This is a genomic window from Mycobacterium sp. NGS69 (genome assembly GCF_059812165.1).
Map to the genome: position 1 here is coordinate 304,525 of NZ_JCALCD010000003.1, position 21,391 is coordinate 325,915.

A 21,391-nucleotide genomic window follows, 5' to 3' on the forward strand; every position below is an offset into this window, starting at 1 on the left:
TTTCATTCGCCCCTTTCCACCAGCGGCCCGCCCGGGGCGTCGTTGGGGTTGGGCGTGTAGCGCACGTCCGGGATCATGGTGTTCGGGTCCCGTCCCCACGCCTGCTCGAGCGCGCGCAAGGCCCCGGAAAAGCCGGTTCCGCTGAGCATCGCGTTGTCGAGACTGGACAGCGTCAGGTCGAGCACGGGCGACAGATTGACGTAGTCACCGCGGATCACCTGCGTGATGTGGTCGATGTTGAACGGCGCCGTGAGGCCCAGTTTCAGCGCTCCTACCACGTAGGGCGAAGCCAGGGCGAGCTGGCTGAGCGGTCGCTGCAGCAACTGCAGGCTCCGGTTGAGGTTGGGGCGGGCATCCGCCAGCGCCCGGTTGGCGACGTCGCTGAACCGCCCGAGGGATTCGGTGGCGTCGGCGAACAGATTGCGGGTGTCGGCGAAATGCTGGATCAGCGGCGGGATCTCGGTGAGGACCCGGTCCAGCGTGTCGTCGCGGTTCGCGACGATCGTCAGCAGCTGATTGGTCGAATCGATCGCCCGGACGAGGTCGTCTCGTTGGCGATTCAGCTCGGCGACGAATGCGTCCAGCCGCGTGAGCAATTCGCGAACTTGGCCGGCGTGCCCGTCGAGGATGTTGACCACCTCGGTCTGGATCGCGTCGAGGTTGGCCAGACCGCCGCCATTGAGGATGACCGCGACGCTCGCCAGCGTCCGCTCGACGGTGGGGTAGGCCGAGGAGTTCTTCAGGGCGATGGTGTCACCGCTCCTCAACGGCTGCGCCGACGGGTTTTTCGGCGGGGCGAGCTCGACGTGCTGGGTGCCGAGCAGGCTCGTCTGGCCGATCTTGGCGGTCGCGTTGGCCGGCAGCTTCACGCCCGGATCGAGGTCGAGCGTCAGGGTGGCGATCCAGTTCTTCAGCGCGATGGCGCGCACCGTTCCGACCCATACGTCGGCGACCCGCACCCGGCTGTTGGTGTTGAGCGCCAGCGTATCCGGCATTTGCACGTAGATTGTCAGCCGGTCGGCCCCGGTGCCGCGCCCGACGGGCAACGGCACGTTGGCGATGCCCTGCCAGGTGCACGACGTCAGCACGACGGGGACCAGCAGCAGGGCGAGCAGCAACACCAGCCCGCGGCGAAGCGCGCTCACTGGCCCGGCCCCGACTCGTCGTACGCGTTGGGCGGTCCGGGCAGATTGGTTCCCGGCGGCGGGGGCCCGGCGTCGGGGCCGCCCATCAGCTCGGCCAGCGATTCGGGGGTCAGCATGTCGGCCGTGAACGGCTGCACCCGGGTTCCCTGCATGCCGGGCGCGACGACCCAGCCCGGTTCGTGGTTGCCGTGCGAAAACGGGGTGTCGCGCGAGAAGATCCCCGGGACGGTGGTGTCCTTGTATCCGGGCGGCGGTCGCAGCCGCTCCTCGGAGTACGCCACCTCCTTGGGCAGGGTGGCCGCCGAGTTGAACGGGTTCAGGCCGACCGGCAGGTAGTTGAACTTGATGGCGTCCAACACCGGCGCCAGATACTGCGCGCACAGCTCGGCGGAGTCCTGGTAGCCCAGCCGGCTGCCGGCCTGGATCGCACTGCAGATGAACTGAATCGGGTTGGCGAAGTTGGTGAACTCGAACAAGCCCACCAGCGAGCTGTGCGCGGGGTGGTAGAGGTTGTTGAAGTTACCGGCGAAGGTGGGCAACACGTGCAGCGCGGTCTCCAGGCCGTCCCGCGCCTCGGGTTGCAGGAGCGTGGTCGTGGCGTCCGCGAGGTTGTTGACGTCGTGGCTCAGCGCGGACCTGTTGTCGTTCACGAATTTTCGGGCGGTGGTGAGCACGTCGTCGAGGCGGGTGACCGTGTCGGACACGTCGTGGTCGGATTTGGTGAACCAGCCGGTGAACTCGGCGAGGTCGTCGTTGAGCGCGACGAACTGTTGGTCGTTCTGGTACAGCGCGGTGACGAACTGCGCCAGGCTTCGGGTGATCGCGACGAAGTCGCCTCGGCCCTCGTTGAGCGCGGTCAGCGCCCGCGACAAGCTGTTCAGGGTTTCGTTGACCTGCTTGCCTTTTCCGGACAGGTTGTCCGCGGCCGATTCGATGATGTCGCCGAACGGTCCCCTCGGTTGCTGGGGTGTCGGGCCGAGCTGACGCAGGATGCCGTTGATGGAGTCGCGCAGCTGGTCCCACTCGACGGGCACCCGGGTGTGCTCGATCGGGATGATGTCGCCGTCGCGCAGCGTCGGTCCGTCGGTGTAGGGCGGTGACAGCTGGATGGTGCGCGACGCGACCAGGCTGGGGTTCAGGATCGATGCGGCGGCCTCGGCGGGCACCTTGAATTCGTTGTTGTAGTGCAACGTGACTCGCATCCTGTCGCCGTCCGGCTCGATCTTGTCGATCGAGCCGACGCGCACACCCATGATCTGAACTTTGTCGCCCGGGTACAGCGCGAGGGTCTCGGGGAAGTACGCGACGACGGTCGTGTTGGTCAGCCTGCGGTAGAGCTGCGCCCCGGCGACGGCGGCGATGAACACGAAGACCGCCGCCAGCGCCGCCACCACCGCCGCCCGCCCGGACACTTTCGGCAGGCGCAGGCTGCGGATGTCGAAGATGGTGCTCATCGGTCCCCCGTCCCTTCGGTGCGCGCGCCGGGTGGTGCGTGTGTCGGCAGCGGCGCCGGGGTGCCGGGGACGGTCGGCGGCGCCTGTCCCGGCCGGCCCGCGCTCGGGATACCGGGTGCGGGCGGCGGGCCGTCGGGGTTCGGCGGCGACGCCTGAACGTCCAGCGGCGCCGGGAACCCGCCGACGACCGGACCGAACGGGCCTTGCTCGGAAAGCGCGCACGGCAACGGGTTTCCGGGCCGCGGCGGGCTGTCGGCGGCCGGGGCGTACGAACACGGCGATCCCGGCGGGACGGCCGGTTGCGGATGGTCGGGCGTGCCCTCCAGCACCGGCGGCGCCGGCGGCGGGGCGCCGTTGGGGAACCGGCTGCCGTTGGGGTCGGGCCAGCGGAACTCCGGCAGGCCGGCGCCGCGCCAGAAGTTCTCCGGGTCGATGCCCCGCTTCTTGAATGCGGCGTCCACCCACGGCTGAAGGATTTGGTAGGGCAGCAGGTTCGCCACGATCGCCTTGAAGTACGGCCCGGACGCGACGGCCTCGGTCAGGGATGCGGTGTATCGGCTGAGCAGTACCAGCACATCGGCCAATTCCTTTTTGCGTTTGACCAATTCGTCGCTGACTGTGCCCAATTGCTCCAGCACGCGGTGGGCGTTCGGGTTTTCGTCGATCAGGGCGGACACCTGCGTCGAGACGGCCGACACGTTGCTCAGCAGGATGCTCAGCGCCTGGCTGCGCTGCCGGAACGCACCCAGCAGGGTCTTGGCGTTGACCAACAGCCCGTCGACCTGCTGGCTGCGGTCGCCGAGTACGCGGGTGAGCTTGCTCGCGTTGGCCAGCAGTTGCTTGATCTGATCGTCGCGCCTGCCGACGGTGTCGGAGAACTTGGCCACCCCGTCAAGGGCGGCGCTCAGGTGCGGCGCGGTCTGATCGAACGTCTCGGACAAGACGTTCAGCGACCGTTTGACGGCGTCGATGTCCCAGTCCGTCGCGGCCTTCGTGACGTCGACGAACGCGTCGTAGATCTGGTAGGGCGTGGTCGTCTGCCCCGACGGGATAACGTCGTTGGGCCGCAACGGATCCGCCCCACGGTTTTCGATCGCCATGTTCTTGCGGCCGAGCAGGGTGTCGGTGCGGATCGCGGCGCGGCTCTGCCGCCCGATCGTCCGGCCGGGCATCGAGAAGCCGATCAGGACCCGGTTGCCGTGGATCGCCAGCGAGCGCACCAGTCCGACGTTCACCCCGGCGATCTCGACCTTGTCGCCGGCGCTGATGCCGCCGGTGTCGGCGAATTGGGCGTAGTAGGTGGGCGTGGCGAACAGCATCGGCACGCTGGTGAAGCTCTGGCCCACTCCGACGACCAGCAGCGTGACCAGCGCGCCCATCAGTCCGACGCGGGTGCGGTTGAACTCCGTCAGCGTTCTCATTGCGGCGTGCACCTCCCGGTGGGCTGGCCGAAGAGCTTGATGGTGCGCACCGGACCACCGGGCTGTAAGCCGTTGACCTTGATCGCGATATCGCACAGGTAGAAGTTGTAGAAGTCGCCGTAGATGCCGCCGGCGCGGCCGATGACGCGAAAAGCGTTCGGCAGCTTGGCCAGCACACCGTCGAGGGTGGGCAGGTCGTTGATGAGCGGTTGCTGGATGCCCTCGAGGCGCTCGAGGGTGCCGTGCAGCAGTGGCCGGTCCTCACCCAGCAGGTCGGCCAGGGTTCCGGCGGCGTCGCTGATGTGCGCCGCCGCCGCGGCCAGCGGGTCGGCCCGGTTTTTCAGCCCGGTGATCAGCAGGTCCAAGTTGTCGACCGTTCGGTCGAAGTCCTTCTGATGCTTGACGGTGGTGGCGAGCACGGTGTTGAGGTTGGTGACGACCTCACCGATCGCCTTGTCGCGGTCGGCCAGCGCCGCGGTCAGCGCGGCGGTCTGGTCGAGGATGTCGTTGATGGTGGCGCCCTGGCCCTGGAACACGGTGATGATCGACTGCGCAATGCTGTTGACCTTGTTCGGGTCCAGCGCCTTGAAAAGCGGACGGAACCCGCCAATCAAAGCGTCGAGATCCAACGCCGGTTGGGTGTGCTCGATCGGGATCGTGCCACCGGGTGCCAGCCGCTGTCCGCTGTCGCCGTGTTTGAGCTCCAGGTAGCGGTCGCCGATCAGGTTGAGGTAGCGGATCGACGCGGTCGTGGCCCGATCGAGCGGCAGCGAGCGATCCACGTTGAACTCCACCAACACTCGCGCGTCCCGGTCGATCAACGTCACCTTGGAGACCTTGCCGACCTCGACCCCCGACGCGCGGACGAACTGCCCGGCCCGAAGCCCGCCCGCGTCGCTGAACACCGCGGAGTACCCGGTGGTGTGGCCGAATCGCACCTGGCCGAACACGACGATGATCATCACGGTGAACATCGCCAGCACCAACCAGAAGACGCCGAGTTTGACCGCTGTGCCGGTGGTTCTCATGGGTTGATCGTGTTCTCCCCGTATTGGCGGCCCCAGACGTATTCGGTCGCCAGCGGCTGGCCGAGCTCGAGGTGGTTGTAGGGCACCAGGCTGGCGCCGGTGTCCATCACCAGATACGGGGCCGGCCACAGGTCCCGGGTGATCTTCTGCCAGCAGCCCGGCCTGCCCCCGGGTCCGCCGCGGGCGTTGACCCGCGGCAGGTTGTCCGGATAGACGTAGGGGTTGGGCGCCCCGATGAGCGATCCGGCGGCCGACAGCGAATAGCCGTTGCCGCCGGCCGCTTTGGCGACCTCGGGCGCGGCGTCGTGAAAATTGCGGATCGTGCAGAACATTTCGGGGCTGTAGGTGTCCAGCAGTTCCGCGGTGGGCACGAGGTCGGCGGCCCCGCGCGCCAGGTACGGCCCGCCCTTGGCGAAGACCTCCTCGCCGGTGCCGCCCACTCCCACCGCCGCCAGTAGCGCGGCGTCCAGGTCGCCCTGCTGCCTGGTCAGCGTGCGCGCGATGGTCACCGCGTTACGCAGGAAGTCCCACAGATCGGGTGAGGCGCCGGTGTAGACGTCGGCCAGGTCGGCCAACCGGCGCACGTCGTACCGGATCTGCGGCATCCGCGGATTGAGTTGCGCCAGAATCTCGTTGCCGTTGACGATCGACTGGCCGAACTTGGCCCCGAGGCCGTCCAGCGCCTGCGCCAGCGCGGACAGCGTCGCGTTCAGTTCGATCGGATCCACCTTCTCGGATATCGAGGTGACCGTCTCGAACAGCGTGTTGAATTCGGTGGTGACCGACCGCACGTCGATCACGTCGTGCGGCGAGATTCGCCGCGGCGCGGGGTCCTCCGGTGAGGTCAGCGACACGTACTTGTTGCCGAACAGGGTGGCCGCCTCGATGTTGGCCACCACGTTGGCCGGAATCAGGTTGAGGTAGCGGGGATTCACGTCCAACACCAGCTTGGCCGCCGGCCGGCCGTCGCGCTGGATCTCCGAGATGTGCGACACCCGGCCGACCTCCACCCCGTTGTAGGTGACCTTCGATCCCGTTTCCATCACCAGGCCGGCCCGCGAGGCCACCATCGTCAGCTGGGTCTTGGGGGTGAAGTCGCCCCGAAACTGCAAGTACACCAGCGCAAGTACCAGCCCGCAGGCCGCCACCAGGATCAGACCCTCGACGTACACCCACGCCCGTCGGTTCTTCCGCGTCGCCGGTGCCGTCATGGCCGTCACACCGTGAGGTTGAAGTTGGGGTCGACGCCGTAGAGCGCCAACTGGGCCAGCAGGACGACAACCACCACCGAGACGAGTGAGAATCGCATCGATCGGCCCACGGCCTGGCCGACGCCGACCGGGCCGCCGCTGGCGGTGTAGCCGTAGTAGCAGTGGGTGATCATCACGACGACCGCGATGATGACGACCTCCACCACCGACCAGCCCACGTCCTCGGGTCGCAGGAAGGTGCGGAAGTAGTGCTCGTAGGTGCCGTTCGACTGGCCGTAGAACACCGTCGTGACGACCTGACCCGACGTGAACGCCATGTCCAGCGCGAGGGCGTAGAGCGGCACGATCACCGCCAGCCCGCCCAGAATCCGGGTGGAGACCAGGAATGAGATCGACTTGATGCCCATGACTTCCAGCGCGTCGATCTCCTCACTGATCCGCATGGCGCCCAGCTGGGCGGTGGCGCCGGCGCCGACCGTGGCGGCGAGCGTGACCCCGGCGACGATGGGCGCGGCGATGCGGGTGTTCGCCAGTGCGGCAAAGAATCCGGTGAACGCCTCGACGCCGATGTTGCCCAGCGACGCGAAGCCCTGGATGGCGATCAGCGAACCGCCGGACAGGGTGACGAAGCCGATGATCGCGACCGTGCCGCCGACCACGGCCATCGCGCCGGTGCCCATGCCGATCTCGGCGATGAGCCGCAGCGTCTCCCGCCGATAGTGGCGCAACGCCCACCCGATCTCCCCGACGCTGATCCGGGTGAACCTCGCGAAAACCCCGATTTGCCAGAGCCTTCGGGGCGCGCCGCCGCCGTAGCGGTTGAGGTTGGCGGCGGTCCGCGGGTAGCGGGACCGGAACACCGCTGCGGTCGACACGTCAGCGCCCCGTCCCGAACCGCACGCCGATCGTGGTCAGCACCACGTTGACCGCGAACAGCGCGATCACGCACAACACCAGCGTCTCGTTCACCGCGGTTCCGACGCCCTTGGGCCCGCCCTTCGTGGTCAGGCCGCGATAGCAGCCGACCAGGCCGGCGATGGTTCCGAACGTGGCCGACTTGACCACCGAGATCACCACCTCGGGCAGGCCGGTGATCAGGGTGAGGGTGCCGACGTAGGCGCCGGCCGAAATGTGTTGGATGTAAACGCCGAAAATGAATCCGCCGACCAGGCCGATGGTGATCACGGCGCCGTTGAGCAGGGTGGCGACGATGGTGGCGGCGACGACGCGGGGCACCACCAGCCGGTGGATCGGGTCGATGCCGAGCACCTCCAGCGCGTCGATCTCCTCGCGGATGGTGCGGGCGCCCAGGTCGGCGCAGATCGCGGTGGACCCGGCGCCGGCGATCACCAGGACGGTGGTCAGCGGCCCCAGCTGTGTGACCGCGCCGAGCGCCGCACCCGCGCCGGAGATGTCGGCGGCGCCGAACTCCGCCAGCAGGATGTTGAGAGTGAAGATGATGAGCACGGTCAGCGGGATCGAGACCGCGAGCGTGGGCAGGAGCGAGACGCTGGTGATGAACCAGCCCTGCTCGATCGTCTCGCGCCACTGAAAGGGACGCCGGAACAGGGCCTTTCCGGTCAGGACGCAGGTGCGGAAGAAACCGCCGATCGCGTCGATGCCGGGCTGAACCTGGCCCCGCAGGTAGGCGGTGATCACGGTGTGGGTGCTCATCGACTCTTCCCCCGGCGGTCGAGCGCGGCCGTCATCGAGGTGTTGGCGAGTTCCAGCATGTCCTGGGCGGCCTTCTTCGCCGCGGCCGGATCGCCGGCACGGATCGCATCGGCCAATTTCCGGTAGCCGTCCGGACGTTTGACCTCGCTCGTCATGGCGGCGGCCAGGGCGTCCAGCGCCGGCTCGTACGCGGCGCGAAAAGCGTTGTACATCAACCGGAACACGATCGAGCCGGCGCCGTCGACCACGTGATCCCAGAACGCGAGCGTGGCGCGTTGCCACTCGACCGGGTCTTGGCGGCCCTCGAGGACCCGCAGGGAGTCCTCGAGCGAAGCGGCCAATTCGGGCCCGCGTTGTTCGGCCGCCAACTCGGCGACCTTCGGGCCGATGCGCAGCCGGGCCTCCAGCATGCTGTGGAAGACGGCGAGGTCGAGCTCGCCGTTGCGAAACAGCAAGCGCGGCAGCAGGTCGAGGCCGGCGTGCCGCCGGAAGTCACGCACGGTCGTGACGCCACCCTGGCGCACCTCGACCAGGCTGGCCGCCGAAAGGCGCTTGAGCGCCTCGCGAACGGCCGGCCGAGATACCCCGAAAACCTCGGCCAACCGCCGTTCGCTGGGCAACGCCTCGCCGGGCTGCATCTCGCCGCTGAGCACGTCGGTCGCGATCTGCTCGAACACCTCTTCGGGCACCGATCGGCGGATCACCGGCTGCAGCGCCATGGGTGAAGTGTGATTGGTCGGAGGTCAGACGTCAAGTGGTCAGACCAGTGTGTCGGGCTGTGGCTCAGTGCCCGGCGGAGGTGAGCTGGTAGTCCGCCTCGAGGAGCATCCACCCGCTCAGGTGTACCGAGAGATCGTGGCTCTGGTTCGGCGACGACGCCAGCAACGAGGGCGCGGTGACCGGGCGAGCCCAATGCGCACCGAACAGCGGCAGCCCGTCCACCTCGGCGCGGTTGTCCCAGGCCGCCCGCGCGGAGGCGTGCACGAGCCGGGCGGCGGTGGTGTCGCCCAGGGCCAGCGCGGTCTGGGCGAGATATCTGGCGAGGATGCCCATGAACAGCCCGGAGTCGTTCCCGGCGGCTCCGGTGATCACGCCCGCGTCGGCGAGCCTGTCGGCGGTGGCGGCGACGAGCGCCGCCGCGCGGTCGCGATGGCTCGAATCGTTTGTGCGCAGGGCCAATTCGGTCTCCAGGCCGATGGCCACGCCCTGACAGTAGGTCATCAGGGAGCGGTTCACCGGCCCGCCGGGTTCGTGCACGCCGTCAAAGATGAGGCCGCTTTCGGTGTCGCGCAGCCGGGTGTGCAGGTAATCGGCGAGTCGTTCGGCGCGGGACAGTTCGCCCAGGCGCGCCAGCGCGATGCCGGTCGGACCGATCGCGGAGGTGCTGTAGTAATCGTGGCCGAGCTTCCAGGGCACCGCGCGGACGGCCGGATTCCAGCCGTCAAGCAGGGCGGTCCGCAGCTTGGGAACGGCATTGTCGAACCGGACGCCGAGCAGCCTGTCGGCGCGTTCGAGCGCCAGCACCAGCCAAGACATGTCGTCGTAGTACGCGTTGGTCCAGCCGGTGAGATTGCGGGTGTGAATGCCGCGCGCGATGGCGCCGATCCGGTCGACGCGTTCGGGGGTGCGTGCGCGGTAGGCGGCATCCACCGCGCAGTCCAGCAGGTGGGCCTGCCACCAGTAACACCAGCGCGCCAACAACAATCGGTCGAACAGCGACGACGGCCAGTGCAGCGTGCCAAGTTGCACCCCGGGGTGCCACCAGAGCGGGTGAACGTGCCGCGCCATGACCGCCCGCTCCGCCAGGTCCGCCCGCTCCGCGAGCCCCACCGGGCCGAGGGACGACTTCTCCGTAATCGCCACCGCCTGCGTCGGCTGTATCACCGCGGTGAGCGCGAAGGCGCCCGCGATCGCGAAAAGCACATCGCGCCGGCCGATCCCCTTGTTCGGGCGATCCATCCGCTCGAGTTCCCCTTCGCTGACAACGATCGCCGGGGCCGGAAACCGTGCAGCTGATTTTATCGCCGTGCAGTCACGAACAGATTCCCCGGAACCTGGTCCTCGACCTCTTTCGGGGCTCGGCGACCGTACTCGGCCATCAGCTCGCCGGCCGACTGCACCATCACGGCCCAGCCGTGGCGGCCGAACCAGTCACCGACCTCTGCGCGCTCCTCGAAGTAGAACAACTCCTCGTTGTTGGGGATCTGGCGCTGCGGGTCCAGTTTGGTGACCAGGGCGCGGATCCGCTCCATGCGCGCGCGGCGGTTGGCGCGGAACTCCGGGTCGAGGAACTTCGGGCCCAGCGCTTCCACGGCGACCCGGCTGCCGGGGACGGCAAGCCCGTCGACGCGTTCGAACAACAGGTCCTGGCCCGCGGCGGGCAGATAGGGCATCAGGCCCTCGGCCGACCAGGCGCTGGGCGCCGAGGCGTCAAAACCCGCCTGCCGCAACGCCGTCGGCCAGTCCTGACGCAGGTCCACCGGGACGGCCACCCGGTTGCAGGCGGGCTGCGCCCCGTGGGCGTCCAGTGTCGACGATTTGAACTCCAGCACCCGCGGCTGGTCGAGCTCGTACACCGTGACACCGTCCGGCCAGGGCAGCCGCCACGCCCGCGAGTCCAAACCCGCCGCCAGGATCACCGCCTGGCGGATGCCCGCCTCGCTCGCGTCGACGAAGTACTGGTCGAAAAACGCCGTACGGCAAGCCATGTAGCCGACCATCGCCTTCATCTGCAACCGCAGAGTCGGCTCGGCCGCAAGGACCTCGGCGGGCAGCTGCGACGCGGAGTACCAATTCCACAGCCCGTCACCGGCGGCGTCGAGGAAGACCCGCGCGAACGGGTCGCTGATCAACGGGTTCTCGCTCTCGGTTTCCATGGCGCGCGCCGAGGCCACGCCCAGGGCGGTGGCCCCGACGCTTTCGGTGATCTCCCAGGTGTCGTCGTCGGTTCTGGCCACGCTCAGTTCCCCTCGGTCCGCTGTGCCGACACGAACAAGGCTCGCGGGACGGCGTCCTCGATGCCCTCGGGGGGCCTGCGATCGTAGCGGGCCATCAGCTCCGCGGCCGGCGTCACCGTCACGTCCCAGCCGTGCCGGCGCAGCCAATCGCCGACGTCCTCGCGCTCCTCGAAGTACCACAGGTCCTGGACTTCGGGGATGTCGCGTTCGGGCTGCAGCCTGGCCATCAGCTCGCGCACCCGCTGCATGGTCTGGCGCTGCCTGTCGCGGGCGGCCTGGTCCATGAAGCCCGGGCCGGGCGCCTCCACGGCGATCCGGCTGCCGGGCGTGCCGAGCGCATGGACCCGCTCGAAGAGCAGCTCCTGCGCCACCGCCGGCAGGAACGGCAGCAGCCCCTCGGCCGACCAGGCGCTCGGCGCGGCGGCGTCAAAACCTGCCTCCCGCAACGCGTCCGGCCAATCGTGGCGCAGGTCGATCGGGACGTGCACCAGGTTGCACGTCGGCTGCGCGCCGTGCTCGGCCAACGTCGCGGCCTTGAACTCCAGCACGCGGGGCTGGTCGAGCTCGAACACCGTGGTGCCGTCCGGCCAGGGCAGCCGCCACGCCCGCGAGTCCAAGCCGGCCGCCAGGATCACCACCTGGGGCACGCCGGCCCGGGTGGCGTCCAAGAAGAACTGGTCGAAGAACGCCGTCCGGGCCGCCATGTACCCGACCATTCCGCGCATGCGCGGCAGCAGGTCGGGCTCCGCGTCGGTGATCTCGGCGGGCAGGTCCGGCGCGGCGAACCAGTTCCACATGCCCTCGCCGGCGGCGTCGAGGAAGACGCGCGCGAACGGGTCGCTGATCAGCGGGTTTTCGCTCTCGGTTTCCGCCGCGCGGGCGGCCGCGACGCCCAGCGCGGTGGCGCCCACGCTCTCCGTGATCTCCCAGGTGTCGTTGTCGGTTCTGGCCACGTCCGGTCCCCTCCAATTCGCTAGCACGGCTACGAATCGACCCTACGCGCGCCGCATGTGAACAACCTGTCCGTCAGGTTCCTGCGCCCTGACCGGCAAGTATCCGGTTAAGGTCTCGACATGCGGGTTGACGGGCGCGAGATCAGCGTTTCGGGCAACTTGCTGCAACCGCTGAACCGGCGGACCAACGACATCCTCCGGCTCGGCGCGACGGTGGTGTTCTTCGCGATCGTGATCGCCGGTTCGCTGATCACCCGCCCGCAGTGGGTCGCGCTGGAGAAGTCGATATCGGAGATCGTCGGGGTGCTGACCCCCACCCAGTCCGATCTCGTCTACCTGGTGTACGGCATCGCGATCCTGGCGTTGCCGTTCGCGATCCTGATCGGGTTGATCGCGGGCCGCCAGTGGAAAATGCTCGGCGCCTACGCGGCCGCGGGGCTGCTGGCGGTGCTTCCGCTGTCCATCGGCGGCAACGGCATCTCCGCGCCGCGATGGCATTTCGACCTCACCGATCGACCGCAGACCGTGCTGGCCCAGATCCTGGACGACCCGCGCTGGATCGCTCTGCTCGCGGCCGTCCTGACCGTGTCGGGTCCCTGGCTGCCCGCGCGCTGGCGGCACTGGTGGTGGACGCTGCTGCTGGCCTTCGTGCCGATTCACCTGTTCATCAGCGCCATCGTGCCGGCGCGCACCTTGCTCGGACTTGCGGTCGGGTGGTTCGTCGGCGCGCTGGTGGTGCTGGTCGTCGGCACCCCCGCGCTCGAGGTGCCGCTGGAGGGCACGGTGCGCGCGCTGGCCAAGCGCGGATGCGTCGTCTCCGCGCTTCAGGTGGTTCGGCCCGCCGGGCCTGGGCCGCTCGTGTTGTCGGCCGCGTGCGTGGATTCCGATCCGCCCTCCGACCACGCGTTGATCGAGTTGTACGGCCCGCATCAACGCAGCGGCGGCGCATTGCTTCAGCTGTGGCGCAAACTTCGGCTGCGGGCCCGAGAGACCGCTCCCCTGGTCGCGTCGATGCGCCGCGCCGTCGAACATCGCGCGCTGATGGCCATCGCCGTCGGCGACATCGGCGTCGCCAACACGACGACGGTCGCCGTCGCCCCCCTTGACCGGGGCTGGATGTTGTACGCGCACAGGACCGTTCGGGGAACACCGCTCGAGCGATGCGCCTTGACAACTCCGGTCGGACGCGCGTGGGAGTCGCTGCGAATCCTCAACGACAACCAGATCTCCCACGGCGACCTGCGCGCGACGACGATCACGGTCGACGACGGCCGGGTGCTGTTCGGCGGGTTCGGCAACGCCGAGTACGGCGCCACCGAGACCCAACTCCAGTCCGACATCGCCCAACTGCTGGTGACGACGTCGGCGCTGTACGACGCGGAGTCGGCGGTGGGCGCCGCGATCGATGCGTTCGGCAAGGACACCGTGCTGAGCGCTTCGCGCCGGCTCACGAAATCGGCGATGCCCAAACCACTCCGGCGATCGATCGCCGATGCCGGCGCCGTGATCTCCGGCGCCCGCGCGGAGGTGAAGCGGCAGACCGGTGCCGATCAGATCAAGACCGAAACGATCACCCGGTTCACCCGCAGGCAGGTCATCCAGCTGGTGCTGCTGGTCGCGCTCGTATATGTCGCGTACCCGTTCATCAGCACCGTGCCGACGTTCGTTTCCCAAGTGAGCCGGGCGAACTGGTGGTGGGCGCTGCTGGGCTTGCTGATATCGGCGCTGACGTATGTGGGCGCGGCCGCCGCCCTGTGGGCGAGCGCCGACGAATCGGTGGTCTTCTGGAAGCTGTCGATAGCCCAGGTGGCCAACACTTTCGCCGCGACCACCACGCCCGCCGGGGTCGGCGGGCTCGCGCTCAGCACGCGGTATCTGCAGAAGGGCGGAGGGCTGTCCGCGGTGCGGGCCACGACCGCGGTGGCGCTGCAGCAAGCGGTGCAGGTGATCATGCACCTGGTCTTGCTGATCCTGTTCACCACCGTCGCGGGCGCGCAGATGGACCTGTCGCACTACGTCCCGAGCGCCACGGTGCTGTACCTGATCGCGGGTGTCGCGCTGGGCGGCGTCGGCACCTTACTGTTGGTGCCGAGGCTGCGGCGGTGGCTGGCCACGGACCTGCGCCCAAGGCTGAAAGAGCTCGGCGGCGACCTCGTCGAGGTGGCCCGGGAACCCAAACGACTGGGGTTGATCGTGCTCGGTTGCGCCGGGACGACTCTCGGTGCGGCGCTGGCGCTGTGGACCAGCGTCGAAGCCTTCGGCGGCGGCGCCTCGTTCGTCACCTGCACGGTGGTGACGATGGTCGGCGGGACGCTGGCCTCGGCCGCGCCGACGCCCGGCGGTGTCGGCGCCGTGGAGGCCGCCCTGATCGGTGGGCTGGCCGCGTTCGGGATACCCGCGGCCGTCGGCGTGCCGTCGGTGCTGCTGTATCGCGTGCTCACCTGCTGGCTCCCCGTGTTCGCCGGCTGGCCGGTGATGCGGTGGCTGACCGAGAACGAGATGATCTGAGGCCTCAGGGCTCGTCGGGTCCGCTGCGAACGGCGACGAAAACGATTGAGCCCCGCACGGTTTCGCCGGCCGCGGTGCTCAGGAACAGCGCGTAGTACGCGTCGGGCACCGACTGCGCCACGGTGACCCCGACGTCCACGGTGGCCGCCCCGTCGGCGCCGAACTTCCCGGACGCGGGCGCCACCGTGACCCCTGCGTCGGAGGACGTGCCGGTGATGCGGAAGCCGTCGACGCCGTCGACCATCCGTTGCAGGTCGACCTTCACGGTGCCGGCATGCCCGGGCGCGATCGTGACGATGGGCCGCGTGACGTTGACGGTGACAGCCGAGCTTCCCGCGCCGAATGACGGCGGCGCGGAGTCCTCGGCGGTGCCCCAGGACTTGTCCGGGTAGGCGGCCAGCGAAAACTTCAGATCGCCGCCGGCGCGGACGACCCGTTCCGGGAGCCACGTGCGGTCCGTGGCCTCCCCGTCGACGGACAGGCCGCTGATGTAGCGCAAATGGTGCGGCCCGGATGCGCCGGGGGCGGAGATCCGGATGGATCCGCCTTGGGGAAGGGTGATTACGGCCCGGTCGAACAGCGGTGTGGCAACGGTGAGGATCGGCGTCCCCGGAGTGCTCGGATACAGGCCGAGGGCGGCCCACACGTACCAGCTGGACAGCGCCCCGAGGTCGTCGTTGCCCGGCGCGCCGTCGGGCCTCGGGCCGAACAGCCCGCGGACCCGGTCGACCGTGAGCTGAGTCTTCCAGGGCTGGCCGACGTAGTTGTACAGCCAGGGCACCCCGAAGCCCGGTTCGTTGCCGGCCCAGAGATACGGCTCGTTGGGACCCTCGTTGAGCTTCTCGGTGAACCGGTCGAGACGGGCGACGACCGCGGCGCGGCCGCCGAGAGCCGTCACCAGGCCGGCGATGTTCTGCGGCACCCACCACACGTACTGCTCGGCGTTGCCCTCGTCGTACCCTTCCTGGCCGAAACCCGAAGGGGAATCCACGAATCCGGGGCCATCGCGGAAGTACCCCATCGTGCTGCGGGGGGAGATGTAGCGGGTGCTGGGATTGAACAGGTTCTGCCAGTACTGCGCGCGGATCTGGAATTCGGCGGCGGTCGCCGTGTCGCCCAGCGATTCGGCGAATCGGGAGATGGCGAAGTCGTCGACCGACCACTCCAGGGTGATGGAGGCGTCAGAGATCCAGCCGCCGCCGAACTCGACGGTGTAGGGCGCGTAGCCCAACCCGAGGTAGGTCGCGATGCCCGGCCGCTCCACGTAGCGGCCCAGCCCGGCGCCGCCTTTCGTCGCCGCGTTCACCATGTAGCGCAATGCCGTGTGGACGTCGAAGTCCTTGGCGCCGAAGGCGTACAGGTTCGCGATGAGCGGAACCACGTTGTCCCCGCTCATCTCGCCGGTCGCCGAATTCGCCAGCGCCCAACGCGGAAACGATCCGCTCTGCTCGGCGTCGTTGACCAGCGATTGGGCCATGTCGCTGGCCTGCTTGGGGAAGAGCAGTCCCTGCAGGGCAGCCAGGCTCCGGTAGGTGTCCCAGTCGGAGAAGTTGGCGTACTGGGTATGTCCCTTCTCGACGGTGTGAATGACGCCGTCGAAACCGATGTAGCGCCCGTCGGCGTCGTTGAACGTGTTGGGGTGCAGCAGCGACCGGTACAGCGAGGTGTAGAAGGCGTCCAGGTTGCCCACCTTCCGGCCGGCCACCGCGATGCACGACAGCGTGGCATTCCAGTTCGATACCGCGGCGGCGCGTACGTCGTCGAAGCTCGCGTTGCCCTCGGCCGCCAGGTTCGCGCGCGCGCCGTCGATGCCGACGTAGGAGATCGCGGTCCGCACCTCGAGCACCGCCCCGGGCGGGAATTCCACGTAGCCCCCGCTGTAGGGCGACACCGCGGTGCGGGCGCCGGCGTAGACGGAATAGCCGTCCCAGGCGCCGTAGGAGACGAACGGCCGGCTGAACTTCATGGCGAAATACACCGTGTAGGTGTTCCTCTTGCCGCAGAATCCGCCGCTGGTCGCCCACCCGGTGATCGTGGTGTTGTCCTCGCCGATCTCGATGGCGGCGCGCGAATTGCCCGCCAGCGACGCGCCGGAGCGCACGTGGAACAGCGCGGGCCGGCCGTTGCGCGGATAGCGGAAGCGCCCGACGCCGGTGCGGGTGGTGGCGGTGAGTTCGGCGCTCACGCCGGTCCCGGGAAACCGCACCGTGTAGTAACCCGGCGCGCCTTGCTCGGTGTCGTCGTGGGCGATCCGTTCCCAGGCGTTCCACGGCTGCCCGCCGATCGGGGTCGTGGTCGGCAGCATCGAGATGTCGCCGAACGCGGGGCAGCCCACCGAGGCGTGCGTCATGCTGAACCCGGTGGCGCGCGGGTTGTCGTAGTTGTAGCCGGCGTAATTGCCGACCGTGTCCGGCGAGTACTGCACCATTCCGAACGGCGCGGAGGCGCCGGGAAAGCCGTTGATCTCCCCCACCGTCTCACCGCCGGTGCCTGTGCCGATGAGCGTGTCGACGTGGTCGACGGGATTGGTCACGAGCGGCGGCTCACCGTCGTAGGCGATCGGCGGGGCCGCCGCGACGAACGTCAGGAAGACGGCGCCCGCCGCGACCACCGCGATGAGGGCCCTGCGTGACCGCATAGCTGTTCTCTACTGCATAACCGCCTCTTCGCGCGTTATTTCGGCGATGCCGGGATTTCGGGAAATCCACTAGCAACGTTTGCCACGTTCGTCGGCTAGTCTCATTCCTCGTGGCTGGCGCTGGTGCCGGCCCTAGGTTGGGGAGATTTGATTGATGAAACACTTGACCGCAGCAACGGTTACCGTGGCGCTGAGTCTGGCGCTCGTGGCGTGCGGCTCCAGCAACAAGTCAGCACCGTCGACATCGGCATCCACCTCGACATCCACCTCGACGTCCACGTCCACGTCGACAACCTCCGCAACGCCGAGCGCGCAGGGCGGCCCGACGATCGCCGACTACATTCGGGACAGCCACATCACGGAGACCCCGGTGCACCACGGCGATCCCGGACCCAACGTCGACCTGCCGGTGCCCGCGGGCTGGCAGCTCAACCAGAACGCCGGCACGTCCTATGGCGGCATCGTCATGGCGCAACCGTCCAATCCGTCCGATCCCCCCACCATCTCGGCGCTTTACTCGAAACTGACCGGTGACGTCGACCCGGCGAAGATCATCCAGTACGCCCCCAACGAGCTACTGGGACTGCCCGGCTATCAGGGCACCGGCAACGGCCGGGCCTCGACGCTCGGGGGTTTTCAGGCCTGGCAGATCAAGGGCTCGTACCAGAAGGACGGCAAGACCCGGGCCGTCGCGCAGAAGACGGTGGTGATTCCCAGCCAGGGCGCGGTGTTCGTGCTGCAGCTCAACGCCGATGCGCTGCAGGCCGATGAGGCGCCGCTGATGGAGGCCGCCAACATCATCGACGACCAAACGACCATCACCCCCTGATCGTCGGCTGCCTTTCGGGGCGCCGCGGCGGTGAACCCGCTACGCCGCGGCGCCCGATTGGCCTTACGGTGTTGGCATGCCAGAACAGTCGCATGCGATAGACGCCGGACATCCGCCGTCGGCACTACTGCGTCTCGTCAACCCGGTGCTCGGGTTCCTGCTCCGCACCCCGCTCGCCGGACCGGCACGCAAGCAGCTGATGGTGTTGAGCTTCACCGGGCGGAAGACGGGGCGGCCGTTCACAATTCCCGTGAGCGCCCACGTGATCGACCATGATCTGTACGCGTTGACCGGCGCCCCGTGGAAGCAGAACTTCCGCGGCGGCGCGGCCGCCAGCGTCGTCTACGACGGCAAGACGACGGCCATGCGCGGCGAGCTGATCCGCGACCGCACCATCGTCTCCGACCTTTTCCACCGCTGCGCGGAGTCCTACGGAGTGCAGCGCGCGCAGCGAATGATCGGACTGAAGTTCCGCGACCAGCGGATTCCGAGCCGCGAGGAGTTCGCCGAAGCCGTCGACCGGATGCACCTGGGCGCCGTCAAGTTCACGCCGGCCGGCTAACGGGTCACCGCTGTCGGCGATTGAGCTCGGTCACTCTGCGGTAGGCCTGGTCGAGATCTTCGGCGGGCGCTTGCGAGCCGGCGATGATTTGTTCGGCGGCAAGCGCGGGTTCGATGACCGCCGCCGACCCGCGCCGATAGATCTCCTTCAGCCCTCGCATGGTCATCGGTGCCACGGCGGCGATTTGGGCGGCGAGCTCGAGCGCACGGGGCATCAAGTCGGCGTGGGCGACGACCTCGGTGACCAGGCCGATTTGCTCGGCCCGGCGGGCGTCGACGATTTCACCGGTCATCGACATGCGGCGGGCCATCGCCGCGCCGACGAGTTGCGGCAGTCGGGCGGTCATGCCCCCGCCGGGCAGGATGCCCACGTGCGCGTGGGTGTCGCCGAAGATGGCGCGCTCGGAGGCGATCAGGAAGTCGCAACCGAGCGCTATCTCGAGACCGCCGGTGAACACCGGGCCGTTGACGGCGCCGATCACCGGAGTGCGCATCTGGCCGACACGGGTCACGCAGTTGTGTGACTCGTACACCTCGAAGTAGTCCCGGCCCATGCGCGCGGCTTCCTTCAGATCGACTCCCGCGCAGAAGGCGGGGTCGGCCCCGGTCAGCACCACGACGAGCACGCCGTCGTCGTCGTCGGCGGCGCACAGTGCGTCGAACAGCGACTCAACGAGGCTGCGGCTCAAGGCGTTACGAGCGTCGGGCCGGTTGAGGGTCAGCACCCGAACACCGTCGTGGTCGGCCGACGCCAGAGGCTGGGTCATGGGCCGTCCTCGAGCCCCGCGCCCGCGCCCGCGCGGGTTCGGGTGATGATCGGCCGCGGGTGACCCGCCGCGAGCGCCGTCCGTCGCACCGCATCGGCGACCGCGTCGGCCCGGCGGTCCGGCACCAACGCGATCACGGAGCCGCCGAATCCGCCGCCGGTCATCCGCGCGCCCAAGGCGCCGGCGTCCACCGCGGTATCGGCGATCAGATCGATGTGTTCGGTGGTGATTTGAAAGTCGTCGCGCATGGAGACGTGCGACGACGTCAGGATGTGGCCGGCTTCGACGAAATCCGAATCGCGCAATGCCGCAACGAAATCCAGCACCCTGCCGTTCTCGGTGAGGACGTGGCGGGCGCGGCGGGCATCGATCGGGTTGCCGACCGCGTCCAGCTCCGCGCGCCCCCGGTCCCAGACTTCCCGCAGCGACGACGCCCGCAGGTCGGCGGCCGCGCGCTCGCACGATTTGCGGCGGGCGGCGTATTCGCCGCCGGCGTGAGTGTGCCGGGACCTGGAGTCGATCAGCAGCAGGGTGACCCCGGACGCTTCCGGGTCGAAGGCCACCGGCGTGACGCTGAGGTCGCGAAAGTCGATCAGCAGCGCCGTCGACGGTTCCCCGAACAGCGAGGCCAGCTGGTCGAGCAAACCCGTTGGGGCGCCGACATAATCGTTCTCGGCGCGCTGGGCCAGCCGCGCCTGCTCTTTTTCGTCGATGCGCATACCCGCGGCCGCCGCGAGCGCTCCCAGGACCGCGCATTCCAGTGCCGCCGAGGAGGACAGGCCCGATCCCATCTCCACCTCGCTGGTGATCGACATCGTGCCGCCGGGTATCGGTTGGCCGGTTTGACGCAACGCCCACACCACCCCGGCGACGTAGGCGGCCCAGCCCTCCACCTGGCCGGGAACGGTGTCGAGCGGAAACCGAACCGCGCCCTGCGCGCGCAGGCTGTGCACGGTGATCGCATCGGTGCGGTCGGGCGCGAACGTCACCACGGTGCGCTGCGGCAGCGCGATGGGCAGCGCGAACCCGAGGTTGTAGTCGGTGTGCTCCCCGATCAGGTTGACCCGCCCGGGCGCGGCGTAGCGGACCGTCATCCGAGCTCCCGCAGCCGCGCGGCCACGGCCTCGGGCGTGACGTCGCTGATGAACGCGTCCATCGCCGATTCGGAGGCGGCCAGATACTTGAGCTTGGTCGCGCTGCGCCGGATCGACATCAGCTCGACGTGAAAGTAGCCGTCGGCCTGGGCGTCGGTGCCGGCGAACTGGTGCAGCGCCGAAATGTAGGGCAGTGGGGCCGAATACATCCGGTCGAACCGGCCCAGCACGTCGAGGTAGATGCGTGCGAACGCGTCCAGCTCGTCCTCGCGGAGCTCGACGAGGTTGTGCACGAACCTGTTCGGGTAGATGTGCACCTCGACCGGCCAGCGCGCCGCGAACGGCACGAACGCCGTGAACAGCTCGGTGCGCGCGACGATGCGAGAGCCGTCGGCGACCTCGCGCTCCAGCAGGTCGGCAAAGAGGTTGGAGCCGTGGCGCATTCGATGCTCGCCCGCCTGCGCCAGCATGCCGGCGGTTCGCGGCGCCAGGAACGGGTAGCCGTAGATCTGACCGTGCGGGTGGGTAAGCGTCACGCCGATTTCCTCGCCGCGGTTTTCGAAACAGAACACCTGCTCGATGCCCGGCGCGGCCAGCAGGTCCGCGGTGCGGTGCCGCCACGCCTCGACGACGAGGCGGGCGTGCGCGGGTTCCAGCTCCGCGAACGACCCGGTGTGGTCACTGGAAAAGCAGATCACCTCGCAGCGGCCGCTGCCCGGTGCCGACACGAAGCCGTCCCCGTCGGGCGCACCCACGGGCCGCCCCCCGCCCGACAGGCTCGGGAACCGGTTTTCGAAAACCACGACGTCGTAGTCCGGGGCGGGCACCTCGCTGGTCAGGCCGGTCGGTCCCGGACACAGCGGGCACTGGTCGGCCGGCGGCTTGTAGGTGCGGTCCTGGCGCAACGCCGCGACGATCACCCATTGCCCCGTTGACCGGTCGAACCGCAGCTGCGACTGGTCGGGGGCGCGCGGCGGCAACGGCCTGCGGTCCTCGACCGGCGCCGGGCGGTGGCCGGGCAGCGCGAAGAACAGCAGATCCCGGCCGTCGGCCAGCGTTGCCCGCGTAGGCGCTGTCACGACGTCGAAGACTAGCCTGGGCGGCCCGGCGCGGTTCGGGTAGCCATGTGATGTCGCGCCGGCAAGAGGGGG

At 68.8% G+C, this 21,391-nt stretch carries 18 protein-coding genes; 3 read left to right on the forward strand and 15 right to left on the reverse strand.

The window, feature by feature from the left end:
• Window positions 1–2: 2 nt before the first annotated feature.
• The 11 genes from AC5Y2S_RS10750 to AC5Y2S_RS10800 all read right to left on the reverse strand — a co-directional run bounded on the left by AC5Y2S_RS10750 (window position 3) and on the right by AC5Y2S_RS10800 (window position 11,843).
• Complete coding sequence (locus AC5Y2S_RS10750) at window positions 3–1,145, reverse strand: virulence factor Mce family protein (protein WP_499956129.1); 1,143 nt, start codon at window positions 1,143–1,145, stop codon at window positions 3–5.
• Complete coding sequence (locus tag AC5Y2S_RS10755; RefSeq protein ID WP_499956131.1) at window positions 1,142–2,599, reverse strand: virulence factor Mce family protein; 1,458 nt, start codon at window positions 2,597–2,599, stop codon at window positions 1,142–1,144. Before AC5Y2S_RS10755 ends, AC5Y2S_RS10750 begins: the two co-directional genes overlap by 4 nt.
• A complete protein-coding gene (locus AC5Y2S_RS10760) occupies window positions 2,596–4,020 on the reverse strand; it encodes a virulence factor Mce family protein (protein ID WP_499956132.1) in 1,425 nt (474 codons plus the stop codon). The genes AC5Y2S_RS10755 and AC5Y2S_RS10760 overlap by 4 nt, the downstream gene beginning before the upstream one ends.
• Entirely contained in the window at window positions 4,017–5,048 is a 1,032-nt protein-coding gene (locus AC5Y2S_RS10765; RefSeq protein ID WP_499956134.1) for an MCE family protein, read from the reverse strand. Before AC5Y2S_RS10765 ends, AC5Y2S_RS10760 begins: the two co-directional genes overlap by 4 nt.
• A complete protein-coding gene (locus AC5Y2S_RS10770) occupies window positions 5,045–6,259 on the reverse strand; it encodes an MCE family protein (protein WP_499956519.1) in 1,215 nt (404 codons plus the stop codon). The genes AC5Y2S_RS10765 and AC5Y2S_RS10770 overlap by 4 nt, the downstream gene beginning before the upstream one ends.
• 5 nt (window positions 6,260–6,264) lie before the next feature.
• Window positions 6,265–7,134 carry an ABC transporter permease gene (locus AC5Y2S_RS10775; protein ID WP_499956135.1) on the reverse strand — a complete coding sequence of 290 codons (870 nt, stop codon included), beginning with the start codon at window positions 7,132–7,134 and terminating at the stop codon, window positions 6,265–6,267.
• Window position 7,135: 1 nt separating this feature from the next.
• Entirely contained in the window at window positions 7,136–7,933 is a 798-nt protein-coding gene (locus AC5Y2S_RS10780) for an MlaE family ABC transporter permease (RefSeq protein WP_499956137.1), read from the reverse strand.
• Window positions 7,930–8,652, reverse strand: coding sequence for a FadR/GntR family transcriptional regulator (locus tag AC5Y2S_RS10785; protein ID WP_499956139.1), 723 nt, complete (start codon window positions 8,650–8,652; stop codon window positions 7,930–7,932). Before AC5Y2S_RS10785 ends, AC5Y2S_RS10780 begins: the two co-directional genes overlap by 4 nt.
• 64 nt (window positions 8,653–8,716) lie before the next feature.
• A complete protein-coding gene (locus AC5Y2S_RS10790; protein WP_499956141.1) occupies window positions 8,717–9,892 on the reverse strand; it encodes a glycoside hydrolase family 76 protein in 1,176 nt (391 codons plus the stop codon).
• A 59-nt stretch (window positions 9,893–9,951) separates the two neighbouring features.
• Window positions 9,952–10,890 carry a class I SAM-dependent methyltransferase gene (locus tag AC5Y2S_RS10795; RefSeq protein WP_499956142.1) on the reverse strand — a complete coding sequence of 313 codons (939 nt, stop codon included), beginning with the start codon at window positions 10,888–10,890 and terminating at the stop codon, window positions 9,952–9,954.
• Window positions 10,891–10,892: 2 nt separating this feature from the next.
• The gene (locus AC5Y2S_RS10800; RefSeq protein ID WP_499901788.1) at window positions 10,893–11,843 is read right to left on the reverse strand and encodes a class I SAM-dependent methyltransferase; all 951 of its coding nucleotides are present in this window, start codon (window positions 11,841–11,843) and stop codon (window positions 10,893–10,895) included.
• A 120-nt stretch (window positions 11,844–11,963) separates the two neighbouring features.
• Between AC5Y2S_RS10800 and AC5Y2S_RS10805 the strand changes: the two genes are divergently transcribed.
• Window positions 11,964–14,351 carry a flippase-like domain-containing protein gene (locus AC5Y2S_RS10805; protein WP_499956144.1) on the forward strand — a complete coding sequence of 796 codons (2,388 nt, stop codon included), beginning with the start codon at window positions 11,964–11,966 and terminating at the stop codon, window positions 14,349–14,351.
• A gap of 4 nt (window positions 14,352–14,355) precedes the next feature.
• On the opposite strand, the gene AC5Y2S_RS10810 is transcribed toward AC5Y2S_RS10805, so the two are convergent.
• The gene (locus tag AC5Y2S_RS10810) at window positions 14,356–16,989 is read right to left on the reverse strand and encodes a GH92 family glycosyl hydrolase (protein WP_499956146.1); all 2,634 of its coding nucleotides are present in this window, start codon (window positions 16,987–16,989) and stop codon (window positions 14,356–14,358) included.
• 154 nt (window positions 16,990–17,143) lie between these two features.
• On the opposite strand from AC5Y2S_RS10810, the gene lpqN reads away from it, so the two are divergent.
• Both lpqN and AC5Y2S_RS10820 read left to right on the forward strand, forming a co-directional pair.
• Entirely contained in the window at window positions 17,144–17,818 is a 675-nt protein-coding gene (gene lpqN / locus AC5Y2S_RS10815; protein ID WP_499956148.1) for an envelope biogenesis lipoprotein LpqN, read from the forward strand.
• A gap of 76 nt (window positions 17,819–17,894) precedes the next feature.
• A complete protein-coding gene (locus tag AC5Y2S_RS10820) occupies window positions 17,895–18,380 on the forward strand; it encodes a hypothetical protein (RefSeq protein ID WP_499956150.1) in 486 nt (161 codons plus the stop codon).
• 4 nt (window positions 18,381–18,384) lie between these two features.
• Here AC5Y2S_RS10820 and AC5Y2S_RS10825 read toward each other — a convergent pair whose 3' ends face one another.
• The 3 genes from AC5Y2S_RS10825 to galT are packed head-to-tail and all read right to left on the reverse strand — an operon-like array spanning window position 18,385 to window position 21,319.
• The gene (locus tag AC5Y2S_RS10825; RefSeq protein ID WP_499956152.1) at window positions 18,385–19,146 is read right to left on the reverse strand and encodes an enoyl-CoA hydratase; all 762 of its coding nucleotides are present in this window, start codon (window positions 19,144–19,146) and stop codon (window positions 18,385–18,387) included.
• Window positions 19,143–20,240: a galactokinase gene (locus AC5Y2S_RS10830; RefSeq protein ID WP_499956154.1), complete on the reverse strand. Its 1,098-nt coding sequence runs from the start codon at window positions 20,238–20,240 to the stop codon at window positions 19,143–19,145. Before AC5Y2S_RS10830 ends, AC5Y2S_RS10825 begins: the two co-directional genes overlap by 4 nt.
• Window positions 20,237–21,319 carry a galactose-1-phosphate uridylyltransferase gene (gene galT / locus AC5Y2S_RS10835; protein WP_499956156.1) on the reverse strand — a complete coding sequence of 361 codons (1,083 nt, stop codon included), beginning with the start codon at window positions 21,317–21,319 and terminating at the stop codon, window positions 20,237–20,239. Before galT ends, AC5Y2S_RS10830 begins: the two co-directional genes overlap by 4 nt.
• Window positions 21,320–21,391 lie beyond the last annotated feature (72 nt).

What these genes read in the sequence shown, in the direction of transcription:
- AC5Y2S_RS10790 (WP_499956141.1), bottom strand. Translation starts at nt 9,892, where the DNA reads ATGGATCGCCCGAACAAGGGGATCGGCCGGCGCGATGTGCTTTTCGCG.
- AC5Y2S_RS10765 (WP_499956134.1), bottom strand. Translation starts at nt 5,048, where the DNA reads ATGAGAACCACCGGCACAGCGGTCAAACTCGGCGTCTTCTGGTTGGTG.
- AC5Y2S_RS10785 (WP_499956139.1), bottom strand. Translation starts at nt 8,652, where the DNA reads ATGGCGCTGCAGCCGGTGATCCGCCGATCGGTGCCCGAAGAGGTGTTC.
- AC5Y2S_RS10780 (WP_499956137.1), bottom strand. Translation starts at nt 7,933, where the DNA reads ATGAGCACCCACACCGTGATCACCGCCTACCTGCGGGGCCAGGTTCAG.
- AC5Y2S_RS10755 (WP_499956131.1), bottom strand. Translation starts at nt 2,599, where the DNA reads ATGAGCACCATCTTCGACATCCGCAGCCTGCGCCTGCCGAAAGTGTCC.
- AC5Y2S_RS10810 (WP_499956146.1), bottom strand. Translation starts at nt 16,989, where the DNA reads ATGCGGTCACGCAGGGCCCTCATCGCGGTGGTCGCGGCGGGCGCCGTC.
- AC5Y2S_RS10805 (WP_499956144.1), top strand. Translation starts at nt 11,964, where the DNA reads ATGCGGGTTGACGGGCGCGAGATCAGCGTTTCGGGCAACTTGCTGCAA.
- lpqN (WP_499956148.1), top strand. Translation starts at nt 17,144, where the DNA reads ATGAAACACTTGACCGCAGCAACGGTTACCGTGGCGCTGAGTCTGGCG.
- AC5Y2S_RS10760 (WP_499956132.1), bottom strand. Translation starts at nt 4,020, where the DNA reads ATGAGAACGCTGACGGAGTTCAACCGCACCCGCGTCGGACTGATGGGC.
- AC5Y2S_RS10820 (WP_499956150.1), top strand. Translation starts at nt 17,895, where the DNA reads ATGCCAGAACAGTCGCATGCGATAGACGCCGGACATCCGCCGTCGGCA.
- AC5Y2S_RS10825 (WP_499956152.1), bottom strand. Translation starts at nt 19,146, where the DNA reads ATGACCCAGCCTCTGGCGTCGGCCGACCACGACGGTGTTCGGGTGCTG.
- AC5Y2S_RS10770 (WP_499956519.1), bottom strand. Translation starts at nt 6,259, where the DNA reads ATGACGGCACCGGCGACGCGGAAGAACCGACGGGCGTGGGTGTACGTC.
- AC5Y2S_RS10830 (WP_499956154.1), bottom strand. Translation starts at nt 20,240, where the DNA reads ATGACGGTCCGCTACGCCGCGCCCGGGCGGGTCAACCTGATCGGGGAG.